This window comes from Thermomonospora umbrina, assembly GCF_003386555.1.
Lineage (GTDB): Bacteria > Actinomycetota > Actinomycetes > Streptosporangiales > Streptosporangiaceae > Thermomonospora > Thermomonospora umbrina.
The window spans coordinates 4,327,233-4,341,455 of record NZ_QTTT01000001.1 but is presented as its reverse complement, the minus strand read 5'-3'; the positions used below and the strand labels follow the sequence as shown (position 1 = coordinate 4,341,455).

14 protein-coding genes are annotated in these 14,223 nt (G+C 72.1%); 4 read left to right on the top strand and 10 right to left on the bottom strand.

Annotated features, from left to right (window positions below; translation table 11 throughout):
* Positions 1–7: 7 nt before the first annotated feature.
* Positions 8–1,003: a stage II sporulation protein M gene (locus DFJ69_RS19365; protein ID WP_116023907.1), complete on the bottom strand. Its 996-nt coding sequence runs from the start codon at positions 1,001–1,003 to the stop codon at positions 8–10.
* A gap of 151 nt (positions 1,004–1,154) precedes the next feature.
* Here DFJ69_RS19365 and DFJ69_RS19360 point away from each other — a divergent pair, with 151 nt between their 5' ends.
* The 3 genes from DFJ69_RS19360 (at position 1,155) to DFJ69_RS19350 (ending at position 4,078) form a co-directional block, all read left to right on the top strand.
* On the top strand, positions 1,155–2,135 hold the full coding sequence (locus DFJ69_RS19360) for an RDD family protein (RefSeq protein ID WP_116023906.1): 981 nt from the start codon (positions 1,155–1,157) through the stop codon (positions 2,133–2,135).
* A gap of 78 nt (positions 2,136–2,213) precedes the next feature.
* Positions 2,214–2,693, top strand: coding sequence for an RrF2 family transcriptional regulator (locus DFJ69_RS19355; RefSeq protein ID WP_245974459.1), 480 nt, complete (start codon positions 2,214–2,216; stop codon positions 2,691–2,693).
* 86 nt (positions 2,694–2,779) lie between these two features.
* On the top strand, positions 2,780–4,078 hold the full coding sequence (locus DFJ69_RS19350; protein WP_116023904.1) for an FAD-binding oxidoreductase: 1,299 nt from the start codon (positions 2,780–2,782) through the stop codon (positions 4,076–4,078).
* On the opposite strand, the gene DFJ69_RS19345 is transcribed toward DFJ69_RS19350, so the two are convergent.
* From DFJ69_RS19345 to ahcY (DFJ69_RS19335), 3 genes are all read right to left on the bottom strand, one after another.
* A complete protein-coding gene (locus tag DFJ69_RS19345) occupies positions 4,063–4,680 on the bottom strand; it encodes a hypothetical protein (protein WP_116023903.1) in 618 nt (205 codons plus the stop codon). The genes DFJ69_RS19350 and DFJ69_RS19345 overlap by 16 nt on opposite strands.
* A gap of 3 nt (positions 4,681–4,683) precedes the next feature.
* A complete protein-coding gene (ahcY, locus tag DFJ69_RS19340) occupies positions 4,684–5,943 on the bottom strand; it encodes an adenosylhomocysteinase (RefSeq protein WP_116023902.1) in 1,260 nt (419 codons plus the stop codon).
* Positions 5,944–6,018: 75 nt separating this feature from the next.
* On the bottom strand, positions 6,019–7,449 hold the full coding sequence (ahcY, locus tag DFJ69_RS19335; protein ID WP_116023901.1) for an adenosylhomocysteinase: 1,431 nt from the start codon (positions 7,447–7,449) through the stop codon (positions 6,019–6,021).
* A 111-nt stretch (positions 7,450–7,560) separates the two neighbouring features.
* Here ahcY (DFJ69_RS19335) and DFJ69_RS19330 point away from each other — a divergent pair, with 111 nt between their 5' ends.
* On the top strand, positions 7,561–7,947 hold the full coding sequence (locus tag DFJ69_RS19330; protein ID WP_116023900.1) for a MerR family transcriptional regulator: 387 nt from the start codon (positions 7,561–7,563) through the stop codon (positions 7,945–7,947).
* Here DFJ69_RS19330 and DFJ69_RS19325 read toward each other — a convergent pair.
* The 6 genes from DFJ69_RS19325 to DFJ69_RS19300 all read right to left on the bottom strand — a co-directional run bounded on the left by DFJ69_RS19325 (position 7,910) and on the right by DFJ69_RS19300 (position 14,150).
* Positions 7,910–8,593 carry a response regulator transcription factor gene (locus DFJ69_RS19325; RefSeq protein ID WP_116023899.1) on the bottom strand — a complete coding sequence of 228 codons (684 nt, stop codon included), beginning with the start codon at positions 8,591–8,593 and terminating at the stop codon, positions 7,910–7,912. The genes DFJ69_RS19330 and DFJ69_RS19325 overlap by 38 nt on opposite strands.
* An 18-nt stretch (positions 8,594–8,611) precedes the next feature.
* Positions 8,612–10,117 (bottom strand): sensor histidine kinase, encoded by a 1,506-nt coding sequence (locus tag DFJ69_RS19320; protein WP_116023898.1) that lies wholly within the window; start codon positions 10,115–10,117, stop codon positions 8,612–8,614.
* A 402-nt stretch (positions 10,118–10,519) separates the two neighbouring features.
* Positions 10,520–11,476: a cation diffusion facilitator family transporter gene (locus DFJ69_RS19315; RefSeq protein WP_116023897.1), complete on the bottom strand. Its 957-nt coding sequence runs from the start codon at positions 11,474–11,476 to the stop codon at positions 10,520–10,522.
* A 2-nt stretch (positions 11,477–11,478) separates the two neighbouring features.
* The gene (locus DFJ69_RS19310; RefSeq protein ID WP_116023896.1) at positions 11,479–12,624 is read right to left on the bottom strand and encodes an SIS domain-containing protein; all 1,146 of its coding nucleotides are present in this window, start codon (positions 12,622–12,624) and stop codon (positions 11,479–11,481) included.
* Positions 12,621–12,797, bottom strand: a complete 177-nt coding sequence (locus tag DFJ69_RS19305) for a Trm112 family protein (RefSeq protein WP_116023895.1) — start codon at positions 12,795–12,797, stop codon at positions 12,621–12,623. The genes DFJ69_RS19310 and DFJ69_RS19305 overlap by 4 nt, the downstream gene beginning before the upstream one ends.
* 3 nt (positions 12,798–12,800) lie before the next feature.
* On the bottom strand, positions 12,801–14,150 hold the full coding sequence (locus DFJ69_RS19300) for a phosphomannomutase/phosphoglucomutase (RefSeq protein ID WP_116023894.1): 1,350 nt from the start codon (positions 14,148–14,150) through the stop codon (positions 12,801–12,803).
* Positions 14,151–14,223 lie beyond the last annotated feature (73 nt).

Sequence of the window (14,223 nt, the reverse complement as noted above, 5' to 3'; positions counted from 1 at the left end):
CGGACGGTCAGCCCGCGGTGGGGGCGAGGTCGGGGCGGATGTCGGAGTCGCCGGTCTCGCCCTTGCGGGCGGCGGGACGGCCGAGGGCGATGACGTACACGAGGAAGGCGAGTTCGGCGAGGACGCCGATGCCGATGCGGAGCCAGGTGGTGTGGACCCAGCCGGTGACGAAGCCCTCGATGAGGCCCGAGACGAGGAGCACCAGGACCAGGCCGAGGGCGACGGCGACGGCCGCGCGGCCCTCTTCGGCGAGGGCCTGGGCGCGGGTGCGGCGGCCCGGGTCGATGACGGTCCAGCCGAGGCGGAGCCCGGCGGCGCACGCCAGGTAGACGGCGGTCAGCTCGAGCAGGCCGTGCGGCAGGATCAGGCCGAAGAAGACGTCGCCCCGGTCGTGCGCGAACATGAAGCCGCCGACCTGCGCGAGGTTGAGCTGGTTGACGTACAGCAGGTACAGGGTGGGGATGCCGAGCAGGATCCCGAAGATCAGCGCGAGGGCGGACACCCAGGCGTTGTTGACCCAGACCATGAAGGCGAACGACTGGGCGGAGTGCTCGGTGTAGTAGTTGGCGAAGTCGTGCTCGACCAACTGCCTGATCTCGTACGGGGTGCCGAGCGTCGCCTGCACCTCGGGATTGCGGACCAGCCACAGCGCGTACACCAGCGAGAACGCGTTGCCGAGCACCGCGACCCCCAGCCACCACCACCGCATCCTGTACGCGACGGCGGGGAAGGAGCGGGTGAGGAACCGGGTGGCGTCGCGCCACAGCGGCGCCTGGGCCCCGGCGACGGCGGCCCGGCCCCGCGCCACCAGCGACGACAGCCGGCCGACCAGCACCGGATCGGGCGAGCTCGACCGCACCACCGACAGGTGGGTGGCGGCCCGCTGGTACAGCTCGACCAGCTCGTCGATCTGCGCGCCGTCCAGCCGCCGGGTGTGGTTGATCAACCACTCCAGCCGGGCCCACTCGGCGTGATGGGCGGCCACATAGGCATCGACGTCCACGCGTGGAGACTAGCCGGTGACGACCTTGTTCCGCTGCGAGCATCGCCGGGCGGTTGATGCGGGTTCGGGGTGACCTGCCCGGCCCGGGCGCGGCGCGCCCCGCCGAACGGGCAGACTAGGCGCAGGGCACCGATCCGAGGAGACTCCCTTCATGGCCGAACTCGTCACCGGCGAGGCCGTCGCGCTCGACATCCGGGTGGCGCGCCTGGCCAGCCGGGCCTGTGCCCTGCTGCTGGATCTGCTGTTCCAGGCCATGCTGTTGAACATCCTGATCTACCTGACCGCGGCGACCGCCGTGATCGCCGACGAGGCGTGGGGCGTCGGGCTGGGCATCGTGGCGACGGCGGGTGTGATGGTCGGCTATCCGTGCGTGTTCGAGACGCTGACGCGCGGACGGACGCTGGGCAAGCTGGCGCTGGGCCTGCGCGTGGTGGCCGACGACGGCGGGCCGATCCGCTTCCGGCAGGCGTTCACCCGGGGTCTGGCGAGCGTGGTGGAGATCTGGCTGTTCTCCGGGGCCCCCGCGCTGATCACCTCGCTGTTCAACCGGCGCGGCAAGCGCCTCGGCGACGTCTTCGCGGGAACGGTGGTCATCCAGGAGCGGGTGCCCACGGCGGCCATCTTCGGCCCGGTCGCGGTGATGCCCCCGCAGTTGGCCGGCTGGGCGCGTTCGCTGGAGCTGTCGCAGGTCCCCGACGATCTGGCACTGACCGCCCGCCAGTACCTGTCCCGCTTCTGGGAGCTGCTCCCGGAGGTACGGGACGCGATGGGGCAGCGGATCGCCGACCAGGTCCTGGCCGTGGTCAGCCCTCCCCCGCCTCCGGGGCTGCGACCGGAGATCCTGCTGTCGGCCGTCCTCGCCGAACGCCGCCACCGCGAGGAGTGGCGCCTGGCCCAACGTCGGCACCGCCGGATGCGCATGTGGCAGGCCCACGGGCAGCCTCCCGGCGGCCCCACCGCGATGCAGGTCGCGGGTGCCCCACCGGCCCCCATCGCCCCGAGCGGCCCCCCGATGCCCCCGCCGTTCAGCGCCCCCGGCCCGGGCCAGCCCCGATTCCTGCCTCCGCAGGACTACGGGTCCGGACCGTACGCCCAAGCCCTCACCCCACCGCCACCGGGCCCCCGGCCCTGACGCCTCCCGGCCGTCGGCGACCCATGAGTGGGGGACTTGCCCGAACTATCCTGGATATGTAATATCTAGGATATGCGGATGAACGAGGGTGTGGAGTGGGCTCTGCACAGTTGCCTGAACCTGAGCTGGGCCGAGCCCGGCGAGGCGGTCACGGCGGCTCGGCTGGCGGCGTTCTATCGACTGCCGGCCGCCTATCTCAACAAGCAGCTCCAAGCGCTGGCACGCGCCGGGATCCTCACGTCGATCTCCGGCCCTCGGGGCGGGTTCCGGCTGGCCCGGCCGCCGGAGAAGATCACGCTGTTGGACGTGGTGGTCGCGATCGAGGGGCCGCAGGACGCGTTCCGCTGTGAGGGGATCCTGCGAGAGGGGCCCGGAGGCCGTCCCGAGGTGGACTACCGCGAGGTCTGCGTCGTCTCGCAGGAGATGCGCAAGGCGGAGTTGGCCTGGCGGCGGGAGTTGGCGTCGCGGACCCTGGCGGACGTCAGGGCGACCGTCGAGCGGCGGCATCCGGGCACGCCGGAGAGCACCCGCGATCGGTTCGCGCAGTTGCGGACCTGACATCGAGGGGACGCCGGATTTGTCCGAATCCCCTCGGCCCCATATCCTGGACATTGAACATCTCGAATAACTGGGGAGCGACCGTGATGGACGCGTTGAAGAACACCGTACGGGGTCGGGTGCTGGTGGCCGGGGAGGACGGGTTCGAGCAGGCCCGCCGTCCGTGGAACCTGGCCGTCGAACAACCCGTGGCGGCCGTCGTGGAGGCCGCCGACGCCGAGGACGTGGCGGCCGTCGTGCGCTTCGCAAAGGGGGCGGGGCCGGCGGTGGCGCCGCAGGCCACCGGCCACGGGGCGAGCGGCGAGGTCGGCGGTGTGATCCTGCTGCGCACCGCCGCGCTCGACGAGTTGGAGATCCGCGCGGAGGAGCGGATCGCCCGCGTCGGCGCGGGCATGCAGTGGGGGCGGGTGCAGGCGGCGGCCGAGCCCCACGGGCTGACCGGGCTGCCGGGCAGCTCCCCCGTGGTCGGCGTCGCCGGCTACACGCTGGGCGGTGGGCTGAGCTGGTTCGGCCGCCGGTACGGCTGGGCGTCCGACGGCGTCCGGGCGTTCGATGTCGTGGATGCGGACGGGGAACGTTCCAGGGTCACCGCCGACACCGACGCCGACCTGTTCTGGGCGCTGTGCGGCGGGGGCGGGAGCCACGCCCTGGTGACCGCGATCGAGTACGCGTTGCACCCGGCCCCGGCCCTGTACGGCGGGCGGATGCTGTGGCCGGCGGCTCGGGCGGCCGAGGTGTTCGCCGCCTACCGGGAGATCACCGCGACCGCGCCCGACGAACTGACCGTGTGGTTCGACCTGCTGCACTTCCCGGGGGCCGACCCGATGGTGGCGGTGGACGCCACCTACCTGGGCGACGCCCACGAGGGCGAGGCGCTGTTGGCGGGGCTCGCGGGCATCGGGGGCCTCATCGGCGACGGCCGTCGGGCCATGGCGCTCACCGAACTCGCCGGCATCACCGCCGAGCCCACCGCCCCCTCCGCCGGGCTGTCCCGTGGGGACCTGCTCACCGGCCTCGACGACACCGTCGTCGAGGCCCTGCTGGACGAGCCGATCGCGCCACTGCTCAGCGTGCAGATCCGGCATCTGGGAGGTGCGCTGGCGGGACCGTCCCAGGGCGCGGCGGGGACCTTGACGGAGCCGTACTCGCTCTACATGCTCGGCATCCCCGGCACGCCGGAGCGGGCGGCGGCCGTCCGCGCCAAGCAGGACGAGGTCGTTCGGGCCCTGGGGTCGAGCCTGAGCGGTCGCAAGCCGTTCACCAACCTGGCTCCGGGGGACGACGGCACGACCGCCTTCCCCGCCGAGACGGTCGCCCGGCTGCGCGACATCAAGCGGCTGCGCGACCCGCACGGCGTCATCCGGGGCAACTACCCGCTCGGCTGAGCCGTCAGGTTCGGCGGGGACTCCAGCTCGACCAGCTCCACCCCGGGCGCCTCCAGGACGACGTCGCCCGCGAGATGGACGGTGTCGATCTCCCCGGTGGCCAGGTCGGTGACCTCGTACCGTTCGACCGGCAGCGGCGCCGTCTCGGTCTCGTACGCCGTGACGTCCACCAGGCGCCACCGCTGGTCGACGGTCAGGGTCGCCAGCGAAGGACCCTCGACCCGAACGAGCCGTACGGGCGCGTCCGCACCGGGGTCGAGCCGAAGCCATCGGGCCACCGCGACCAGGAACCCGGGCGACCCGCCCACGAACCCGGCGGCCCGCACCCCGTGCTCGCCGGGCGGTTCGGCGGCGGACCCGGCCGATCCGGCGGGGTGACGCACCCACAGCAGGTCGTGCCCCGCCAGCCCGCCCCGGACGACCCACGCGGGGGTGGCCACCTCGACGCGGATCTGACGCCACCGCCCGTCCACGACGACGTCGGTCCGCAGACCGTCCGAACGGGTGCCGACGTACCGCCAACCGCCCGGGCCCGGGGCGCACTGGAAACGCTCCTCGATCCGCTCGTCCTCGGTGACGTGGACGTACGCGCCGCGTGGCATCGGCTACGACCCGTGCTGCCAGGAGCTGAGATAGTCCTGCTGGTCGGGGGTGAGGGTGTCGATCCGGACGGACATGGAGGCCAACTTGAGCCGTGCCACCTCCGTGTCGATCGCGACGGGCACCTCGTAGACACCAGGGCTGAGCCGTTCGTACTCCCCCGCCAGCCAGGCGCAGGTGAGGGCCTGATCGGCGAACGACATGTCCATCACGGCCGCCGGATGCCCCTCGGCGGCGGCCAGGTTGACCAGCCGGCCCTCGGCCAGCAGCACCAGCCGCCGGCCGTCGGCGAGCACGTACTCGTCCGCCTGGGGACGGACGCCCCGGTGCACCTCGACGGCCAGGTCCGCCAGGCCCCGCACGTCGATCTCCACGTCGAAGTGGCCGGAGTTGGCCAGGATGGCGCCGTCCTTCATCACCGCGAAGTGCTCGGCGGCGATCACGTCCCGGTTGCCGGTGACCGTGATGAAGACGTCGCCCAGCGCGGCGGCCTCGGCCATCGGCAGCACCGCGAAGCCCTGGAGCAGCGCGTCCAGCGCCTTGACCGGGTCGATCTCGGTGACCACGACCCGTGCGCCGAGCCCCCGGGCCCGCTCGGCCAGCCCCCGGCCGCAGTATCCGAACCCCGCCACGACGATCGTCTTCCCCGCGAGCAGGGTGTTGGTGGCGCGGATGATGCCGTCCAGGGTCGACTGCCCGGTCCCGTACCGGTTGTCGAACATGTGCTTGGTGTCGGTGTCGTTGACCGCCACCACCGGGAACCGCAGCGCCCCCTCGCGGGCCATCTGGTGCAGCCGGATGACCCCGGTGGTGGTCTCCTCGCAGCCGCCCCGCACCCCGTCGACCAGTTCCGTCCGTTCGGTGTGCAGGGTGTTGACCAGGTCGCAGCCGTCGTCCAGCACCAGGTCGGGACGGGTGTCGAGGGCCTGGTGGATGTGCCGGTAGTAGCCCTCGCGGTCGATGCCGGCACGGGCGAAGACCTGCGCCCCGTACTCGGCGACCAGGGCGGCGGCGGTGTCGTCCTGCGTGGACAGCGGGTTGGAGGCGGCCAGCGCCACGCTCGCCCCGCCCGCCTGCAGGGTGCGGATCAGGTTGGCGGTCTCGGTGGTGACGTGCATGCAGGCGGCGACCCGCAGCCCGTCCAGCGGCCGCTCGGCGGCGAACCGCTCCCGGATCTGCCGCAGCACCGGCATCGAGCGGTCCGCCCACTCGATCCGCTTCACCCCGCCGTAGGCGAGGGAGGCGTCCGCGATGTCGTGTTCCATTGCCTCGCTTCGCTCGGCGGTGGCCCCAAGGTGCGTGGTCGTGGGGCCCCACGACCACGCACCTCGAGGATCGGCTCAGTAGCGGTAGTGGTCCGGCTTGTACGGGCCCTCGATGTCGACGCCGATGTAGGCGGCCTGCTCCTTGGTCAGCTCGGTGAGCTTGACACCCAGGGCGCCGAGGTGGAGGCGGGCGACCTTCTCGTCGAGGTGCTTGGGCAGCACGTAGACGCCGACCGGGTACTCCTCGGTCTTGGTGAACAGCTCGATCTGCGCGATCACCTGGTTGGTGAAGGAGTTCGACATCACGAACGAGGGGTGGCCGGTGGCACAGCCCAGGTTCATCAGCCGGCCCTCGGCGAGCACCAGGACGGAGTGGCCGTCGGGGTAGACCCACTCGTCGACCTGCGGCTTGATGTTGTTGCGGACGATGCCCGGAGTGCGCATCAGGCCGGCCATGTCGATCTCGTTGTCGAAGTGGCCGATGTTGCTGACGATGGCCTGGTGCTTCATCCGGGCCATGTGGTCGGCGGTGATGATGTTGAAGTTGCCGGTGGTGGTCACGAAGATGTCGACGATCTCCACGACCTCGTCGAGCGTGGTGACCTGGTAGCCGTCCATCGCGGCCTGCAGGGCGCAGATCGGGTCGATCTCGGTGACGATGACCCGGGCGCCCTGGCCGCGCAGCGCGTCGGCGCAGCCCTTGCCGACGTCGCCGTAGCCGGCGACGAGCGCGACCTTGCCGCCGATCAGGACGTCGGTGGCGCGGTTGAGGCCGTCGATCACCGAGTGCCGGCAGCCGTACTTGTTGTCGAACTTCGACTTGGTGACCGAGTCGTTCACGTTGATGGCCGGGAACGCGAGGGTGCCGTTCTTGGCCATCTCGTACAGGCGGTGGACGCCGGTGGTGGTCTCCTCGGTGACGCCCTTGATCGCGGCGGCGGTCTCGGTCCAACGACCGGGACGGGCGGCGATCGTGGTACGCAGGGTGTCGAGGATGACGCCCCACTCCTCGGGGTCGTCCGCGCCGAACTCGGGGACGGAGCCGACCTTCTCGTACTCGGCGCCCTTGTGGACGAGCAGGGTGGCGTCGCCGCCGTCGTCCAGGATCATGTTCGGGGGGGTGCCGTCGGGCCAGGCGAGCGCCTGGTCGGTGCACCACCAGTACTCCTCCAGCGTCTCGCCCTTCCAGGCGAAGACCGGGACGCCCTTGGGCTCGTCGACGGTGCCCTCGGGGCCCACCACGACGGCGGCGGCCGCGTGGTCCTGGGTGGAGAAGATGTTGCAGCTCACCCAGCGGACGTCGGCGCCGAGCGCGACCAGCGTCTCGATGAGCACGGCGGTCTGGATCGTCATGTGCAGCGAGCCCATGATCTTGGCTCCGCGCAGCGGCTGCGCGTCGGCGTACTCGCGCCGTACCGCCATCAGACCGGGCATCTCGTGCTCGGCGAGCCGGATCTCCTTGCGGCCGAACTCGGCCAGCGAAAGGTCGGCGACCTTGTAGTCCATGGTGTGAATGCTCCTCGCAAGTCGAGTACGACCAGCGAGTCTAGGCCCGGAGGGGTCACCGGAGCACGGTCGGGTGCGACTTCCTCACACTCATTTGTCAGAATTGGCGGCATGCGCATCACGGAGGCCGCCCGGCGGCTCGGCACCTCGCCCCGCATGCTCCGCTACCGCGAGGCCCTGGGCCTGCTCCCCCCGACCCGCGAGCGCAGCGGCCACCGCCGCTTCGGCGACGCCGAACTGCGCGCCGTCGCGTACGCGCTCGCCCTGGAGAAGCGGTACGACATCAGCCCGGCGGAGTTGGCGTTCGGGCTGCGCGTGCTTGCCGAGCCCGAGGTCCAGGCGCGGGTGCGCGAACTCGGCGAACGCATCGGCCGGCTGTCGGCGCCGCCCGCCCGCGCCCTCGATTTCGAGAAGGAGAAGGCCCTCCGGCTGCTCCGACGCCAGCCGCCGGCCCCCACCACTAGGGCTGGGAGTTCTCCGGGTTGGCGCCCGGGGTGACCAGCCCCGACTCGTACGCCAGCATGACCGCCTGGGCCCGGTCGCGCACGGCCAGCTTGGTGAAGACCCTCGCCACATGGGTCTTGACCGTGTGCTCGCTGACCACCAGGCGCCGGGCGATCTCGCCGTTCGACAGGCCGCCCGCGATGAGGACCAGGACCTCGGTCTCGCGGGCCGTGAGGGTCGCCAGCTCGGCCGGGGCCTGCGGACGGGTGCGCCGCTGCCGGGTGAACTCGCGGATCAGCCGGCCGGTGACCTGCGGGGCCAGCAGGGAGTCGCCGCGCGCCACCACCCGGACGGCCGAGACCAGCTCCTCGGCGGTGGCGTCCTTCAGCAGGAAGCCGCTGGCCCCGACGGCGAGGGCCTCGTAGACGTACTCGTCCACGTCGAAGGTGGTCAGCACCAGGACCCGCATGGCCTCGTGGCACGGCTGGGCGAGCATCCGCCGGGTGGCCTCGATGCCGTCCATGCCGGGCATCCGGATGTCCATCACCACCACGTCGGGACGGGTGCGCTCGGCCAGGACCACCGCCTCGCGGCCGTCCCCGGCCTCGCCCACCACGGTGATGTCAGGCTGGGAGTTCAGCAGCGCGGCGAAACCGGCCCGCACGATGTTCTGGTCGTCGACGACGATGACCTTGATCACCGGCTCGTCGTCCCTCGGTCAGCGGTCGTGTCCCGGCGGCGGAACAGGGTGGGCGTCACTGCGGGAAGTCTCCTCCCTCACGAACGGCAACTCGGCCTCCACCATGAAGCCGCCCTCGGTCGCCGGGCCGGCGGAGAACCGTCCGCCCAGCATCGTCGCACGCTCCTGCATGCCCACGAGACCATGTCCTCCGGGTCCTCCGGAGCCACCGGCGGCCTGCGAGGGATCGAGGACCATGGTGGGGGCCGAGGCCCCGGTGTCGCGCACCCGCACCGCCAGGCGGTCGTTCAGGAACGCCAGCTCCACCCGCACGTCCGCCCCGGGGGCGTGCCGCCGCGCGTTGGTCAGCGCCTCCTGAACGATCCGGTACGCCGACAGCTCCACCGTCGCCGACAGGTCGCGCGGATCGCCCCGGACCTCCAGCCGGGCATCGCCCCCGCCGGCGCCCCGGTGCTGGTCGATGAGGTCGGGCAGCCGGTCCAGCCGGGGCTGCGGCGCCGACTCCGGCCCGGTGCCCGCGTCGGCGCGCAGCACGCCGAGTAGCCGGCGCATCTCCACCAGGGCCTCGCGGGCGGTCCGCGCGATCTCGACGTACCCCTCGCGCGCCTGGGGCGACAGATCCTGCAGGGTGTACGGGGCGGTCTCGGCCTGCACGGCGATCATGGACACCGAGTGCGCCACCACGTCGTGCAGCTCCCGGGCGATCCGGGCCCGTTCGCGCATCACCGCCTGCTCCCGCTGGACGGCGGTGAGCCGGGTGAGGGTCTCGTTGTTGCGCTCCTCGGCCTCGGCCTCGGTGCGCTCGGCGCTCTCCTTGACCCGACGGGCGTCGCCGAGGCCGATCGCGGCCAGCGCCGCCACCATGGTCGCCGGCCACGGCACCTCGTCCAGGCTCCCGGCCGCCAGGTAGATCACGCCGATGGTCGCCAACGTGCCCACCGCCAGCGCGCCGGCGCTCTGCCGGGGCAGGTGCCGGCCCAGCGCGTACAACGTGTAGAGGGCGGCGAACACCGTGGTGAACCGCAGCTCCTGCCCCGACAGCAGCCCCGCCGCGAACGCGCTGAGCGCCACCGCGGCGACCGGGCGCAGGAACTCCCGCCGCCACACCAGCGGCAGCGTCGAGGCCACCGCGAACCCTCCCGCCACGCTGATCGGCGGCGTGCCCTGCGGGGCCAGCTCCGCCAGTGCGGCGATCACGAGGGCGACGCCGGTCAGCGGGGCGAAGTACCAGGAGGCGGCGAACTCCCGCCACGCGGCCGACCAGCCGGGCATCGGCGTCGTCTGCGCGCCGACGGGCGCCACCCGGGTACGGCCATCGTGACCCGCCCCCGGGTGGGGACGCGGCGGGCCGTACACCTTGGCCCCGAGCCGCAGCGCCACCGGTCGCAGCGCCCGCCCGATGCCGGTGATCACCCACAGCAGCAGTTGGCCGAGCCCGGCGACGACCCGTCCGGACAGCCGCCACGCATGCTGCGCGATCTCCTCGCCGAACGAGGGCCCTTGGTCGGTACCGTCCCTGGTCACCCGTTCATCCTTACCGCTCGATGGGGAGCGTCACCTCACCGCGCGGTGGTACCTCGCAGACGGGGATCCCCCTCCAGGACGACCCGGGTTCCATCCTTCCGGTGGACGAGAAGCCGACGTTCCCGACCGTAGTCTCTCTAACGTGACGAAGCGGCGGCGCTTCCGGACATAGGGGGTTTCGGAGACGCTGCCGCTGTCACACAAAGACCGTCCGGTCAGGGGTCCGGGCGGCGCGCATGGGAAGCCACCCTCACCGGCCCGGCCGGAGAACGTGTCTCTGCGGAGAGACGACCGGTCTCGCCTGGGCTGGGGTTGGACGATCGGACCGGTCGGGCCGGCGAGGGTGACGCCGAGGGCCCGCGGCATACGCCGCGGGCCCTCTGTGTGCTCTCCCCTACGACGTCAGGACGTGGTGTCGGGGGCGGCCTTGCGGGGGATCTCGTCGAGGGCGGGCTCCAGATAGATCACCTTGGCGTCCGGGAACTTCGCCCGGACCTTGGCCTCGGCCGCGTCGATGCCCTGCGCGACCTGGGCGGCGGTGTCGTCGTGATGGACGGCGATCTTGGCCGCGACCAGCACCTCCTCGGGGCCGAGGTACTGGGTGCGGATGTGGATCACGTGGTCGACCTCGGGCACCGACTCCAGCGCCTCGATGATCTGCTTCTCCATCTCCGGGTCCGCGCCCTCGCCGATCAGCAGGCTCTTGGTCTCGATCGCCAGGATGATCGCGATGATCGCGAGCAGCACGCCGATGGACAGGGTGCCGATCGCGTCCCAGACCAGGTTCTCGGTGACGACGGCCATGGTGACCCCGCCGAGCGCGAGGATCAGGCCGACCAGGGCGCCGAGGTCCTCCAGCAGCACCACCGGCAGCTCGGGCGCCTTGGAGCGGCGGATGAACTGCCACCAGGACCGCTCGCCGCGGACCAGGTTGGACTCCTTGATGGCGGTGCGGAAGGAGAAGGTCTCCATGATGATCGCGATGATCAGCACCCCGAACGCCCATTCCGGGGAGTCCATCGTCTCGCCCGGGTGCTCATGGGCCTCGTGGTACTTGTGATAGCCCTCGTACAGCGAGAACACCGCGCCGATGGTGAACAGCACCACCGCGACGACGAAGGCGTAGAAGTAGCGTTCCCGGCCGTAGCCGAACGGATGTTGCGGGGTCCGCTCGCGCCGGGCCCGCTTGCCGCCGATCAGCAGCAGGCCCTGGTTGCCGGAGTCGGCGAGGGAGTGGATGCCCTCGGCCAGCATCGACGACGACCCGGTGAACGCGAAGGCGACGAACTTGGCGGTCGCGATCCCGAGGTTGGCGGCCAGCGCGGCGACGATCGCCTTGGTCCCGCCCTCAGCACTCATGTCTAGGCAATCCTCGCTTTGAGCTCTTGAATGGCTGTCACGGGCGTGGGGTCGACGCCCAGTGCGATGGCCAAGTAAACCGTGACATAGTCCGCCATCGCGATGAGACCCGCGATCCGCTCGAGGGGATGCCCGTCCTCGGCCGCGATCTCCGTCACCGCCACCCCCCGCGCCGAGGCCAGCTCGACCGAGACCTCGCGGCGCTTGCGGACCTGCGGGTGCTCGTCGGTGTCGCGCAGCACCACCAGATGGAGCGAGGAGCCCTCCCGGTCGTCGGCGCGGTCGCGGAAGAAGTCGTCCACGTCGCCGGGGCCGGAGCGCGCGCCCGCGAAGAGGCCGTCGAACGCCACCACCTGGTTGTGGTCGACCTCCGGGAGCCCGCCGAACACCCCCGGGTACTTGGCGTTCTCGTTGAGCTGGCAGCACAGCCGGTACGCGGCGGTCGTCGCCAGGTCGGACGTGCCCCACGCCATGGGCAGGTCGCCCGCCAGGTCCAGGGCGATCCGCTTGGCCGGGTTGACGAACGACTCGCTGGCCGGACGGCAGCGGTGCGCCACGTCCTCCAGCCTGTGGGCCGCGCCCTCCAGCACCTCGTCGGGGACGTTCGCCAGCCCCAGCGTCCGGGCCGCCAGGATCAGCGGGATCGACAGCCCCCACAGCGTGGACCTCGGCTGGCCCACCGACCGCACGGGCACGAACGGCGCGCGGGCCTGGACCGCCAGATCGGCCAGCGGGGAGTCGACCCCGCCGACGAACAGCATCCGGCAGCCGCGTCGCATCGCCTCGTGGGCCACCGACAGGGTCTCCTCCGTGCCTCCGGAGCAGGACACCGCGATCACCAGGTCGGCCGCGCCCACCCAGCCCGGCAGCCGATAGCCGCGCACGGTGACAATGGGCACCGGACAGCCCGTGCCGCACACCGCCGCCAGCACGTCCCCGGAGATGCCCGAGCCGCCCATGCCGGTGACCACGACGGCGCGGGGGCGTCCGTCCTCGGCCAGGCGTTCCAGCCCGGCCTCGCCGGACACCAGCCGGGCCTCCCTGATCTGCGCCGCCGACGACGCGACCTGACGCAGCATCTCGCCGGGGTCGGCGGCCGGGAGGGCCTCGGCGTCGTCCAGCCTGCGGGAGTCGACCGCGGTGCTCATGAGGCGGGTGTCCGAGCCTCGTCCACGAGGAGGACCGGGATGTCGTCGCGCACCGGGTAGGCGTATCCGCACTCGCCGGTGCAGATCAGCTCCGCGGCGGCCTCGTCGGCCCTCAGCGCGCCCCGGCAGTTGGGGCAGGCGAGGATCTCCAGCAGCCAGGAGTCGAGCTTCATTGTCTACTTCTCCCTCACGATGGCCAGGACCTCGTCGCGGATCGCGGCCATCGTCGTCGCGTCGGTGGCCTCCGCGTTGAGGCGCAGCAGGGGCTCGGTATTGGACGGCCGCAGGTTGAACCACCAGTCGCCGGTGGCGGCCGTCAGCCCGTCGAGCCCGTCGATGGTAACGCCCGGGCGGCTCTCGAACGCCGCGCGGACCCGTTCGGTGGCGGCCTCCTGGTCGGCCACCTCGCTGTTGATCTCGCCGGACGCCGGGTAGCGGTCGTAGGCGCGCAGCAGCTCCGACAGCGGGCCGGCCTGCTCGCCCAGGGCGGCCAGCACGTGCAGCGCGGCCAGCATCCCGGAGTCGGCGAACCAGAAGTCGCGGAAGTAGAAGTGCGCCGAGTGCTCGCCGCCGAAGACGGCCCCGGTCTCGGCCATCGTCTGCTTGATGAACGAGTGCCCGACCCGGGTGCGCACCGGGACGCCGCCGTGCTCGGCGATGATCTCCGGCACGGCCCGCGAGGTGATCAGGTTGTGCACGATGCCGGCGCCCGGGTGCTTGGCCAGTTCGCGGGCGGCGACCAGGCCCGTGATCGCGGACGGGGAGACGATCTCGCCCCGCTCGTCCACCACGAAGCAGCGGTCGGCGTCGCCGTCGAAGGCCAGCCCCAGGTCGGCGCCGCTCGCGCGGACGGCGGCCTGGAGATCGCGCAGGTTCTCCGGCTCGATGGGGTTGGCCTCGTGGTTGGGGAAGTTCCCGTCCAGCTCGAAGTAGAGCGGCACCAGGTCGATCGGGAGCCCCTCGAAGACGGGGGGGACGGTGTGCCCGGCCATCCCGTTGCCCGCGTCGACGGCCACCTTGAGGGGCCGGATGCCGGACAGGTCGACCAGCGTCTTGAGGTGCGCCGCGTACCCGTCGAGCACGTCCCGCCGAACGACCTCGCCCCGGGGCCCGTCGTGGGCGGGGACACCCGCCAGCACCAGATCGCGGATCTCGGTGAGGCCGGTGTCGCGGCCGATGGGGCGGGCGCCCGCGCGGCACAGCTTCATGCCGTTGTAGCGGGCCGGGTTGTGGCTGGCGGTGAACATCACGCCGGGCAGGTCGAGGTCGCCGCTGGCGTAGTAGAGCAGGTCGGTGGAGCCCAGCCCCGCTTCGACGACGTCGGCGCCCTGCGCGGTGGCGCCCCGGGCGAACGCGGCGGCCAGCGGCTCCGACGACGGGCGCATGTCGTGGGCGGTCACCACCCTCGCGGCCCCCGTCACCCGGACGAACGCCGCGCCGACGGCCTCGGCGACGCCCTCGTCGAGTTCGTCCGGCACCACGCCGCGGATGTCGTACGCCTTGAAGATCCTGGCGACGTCGCCCAATCTCCCGCTCCCTGGTCGGTGTCGTACGCCCGCCGTGGCGTACGGATGCACGAGCCTACCGGGACGCGCCGTC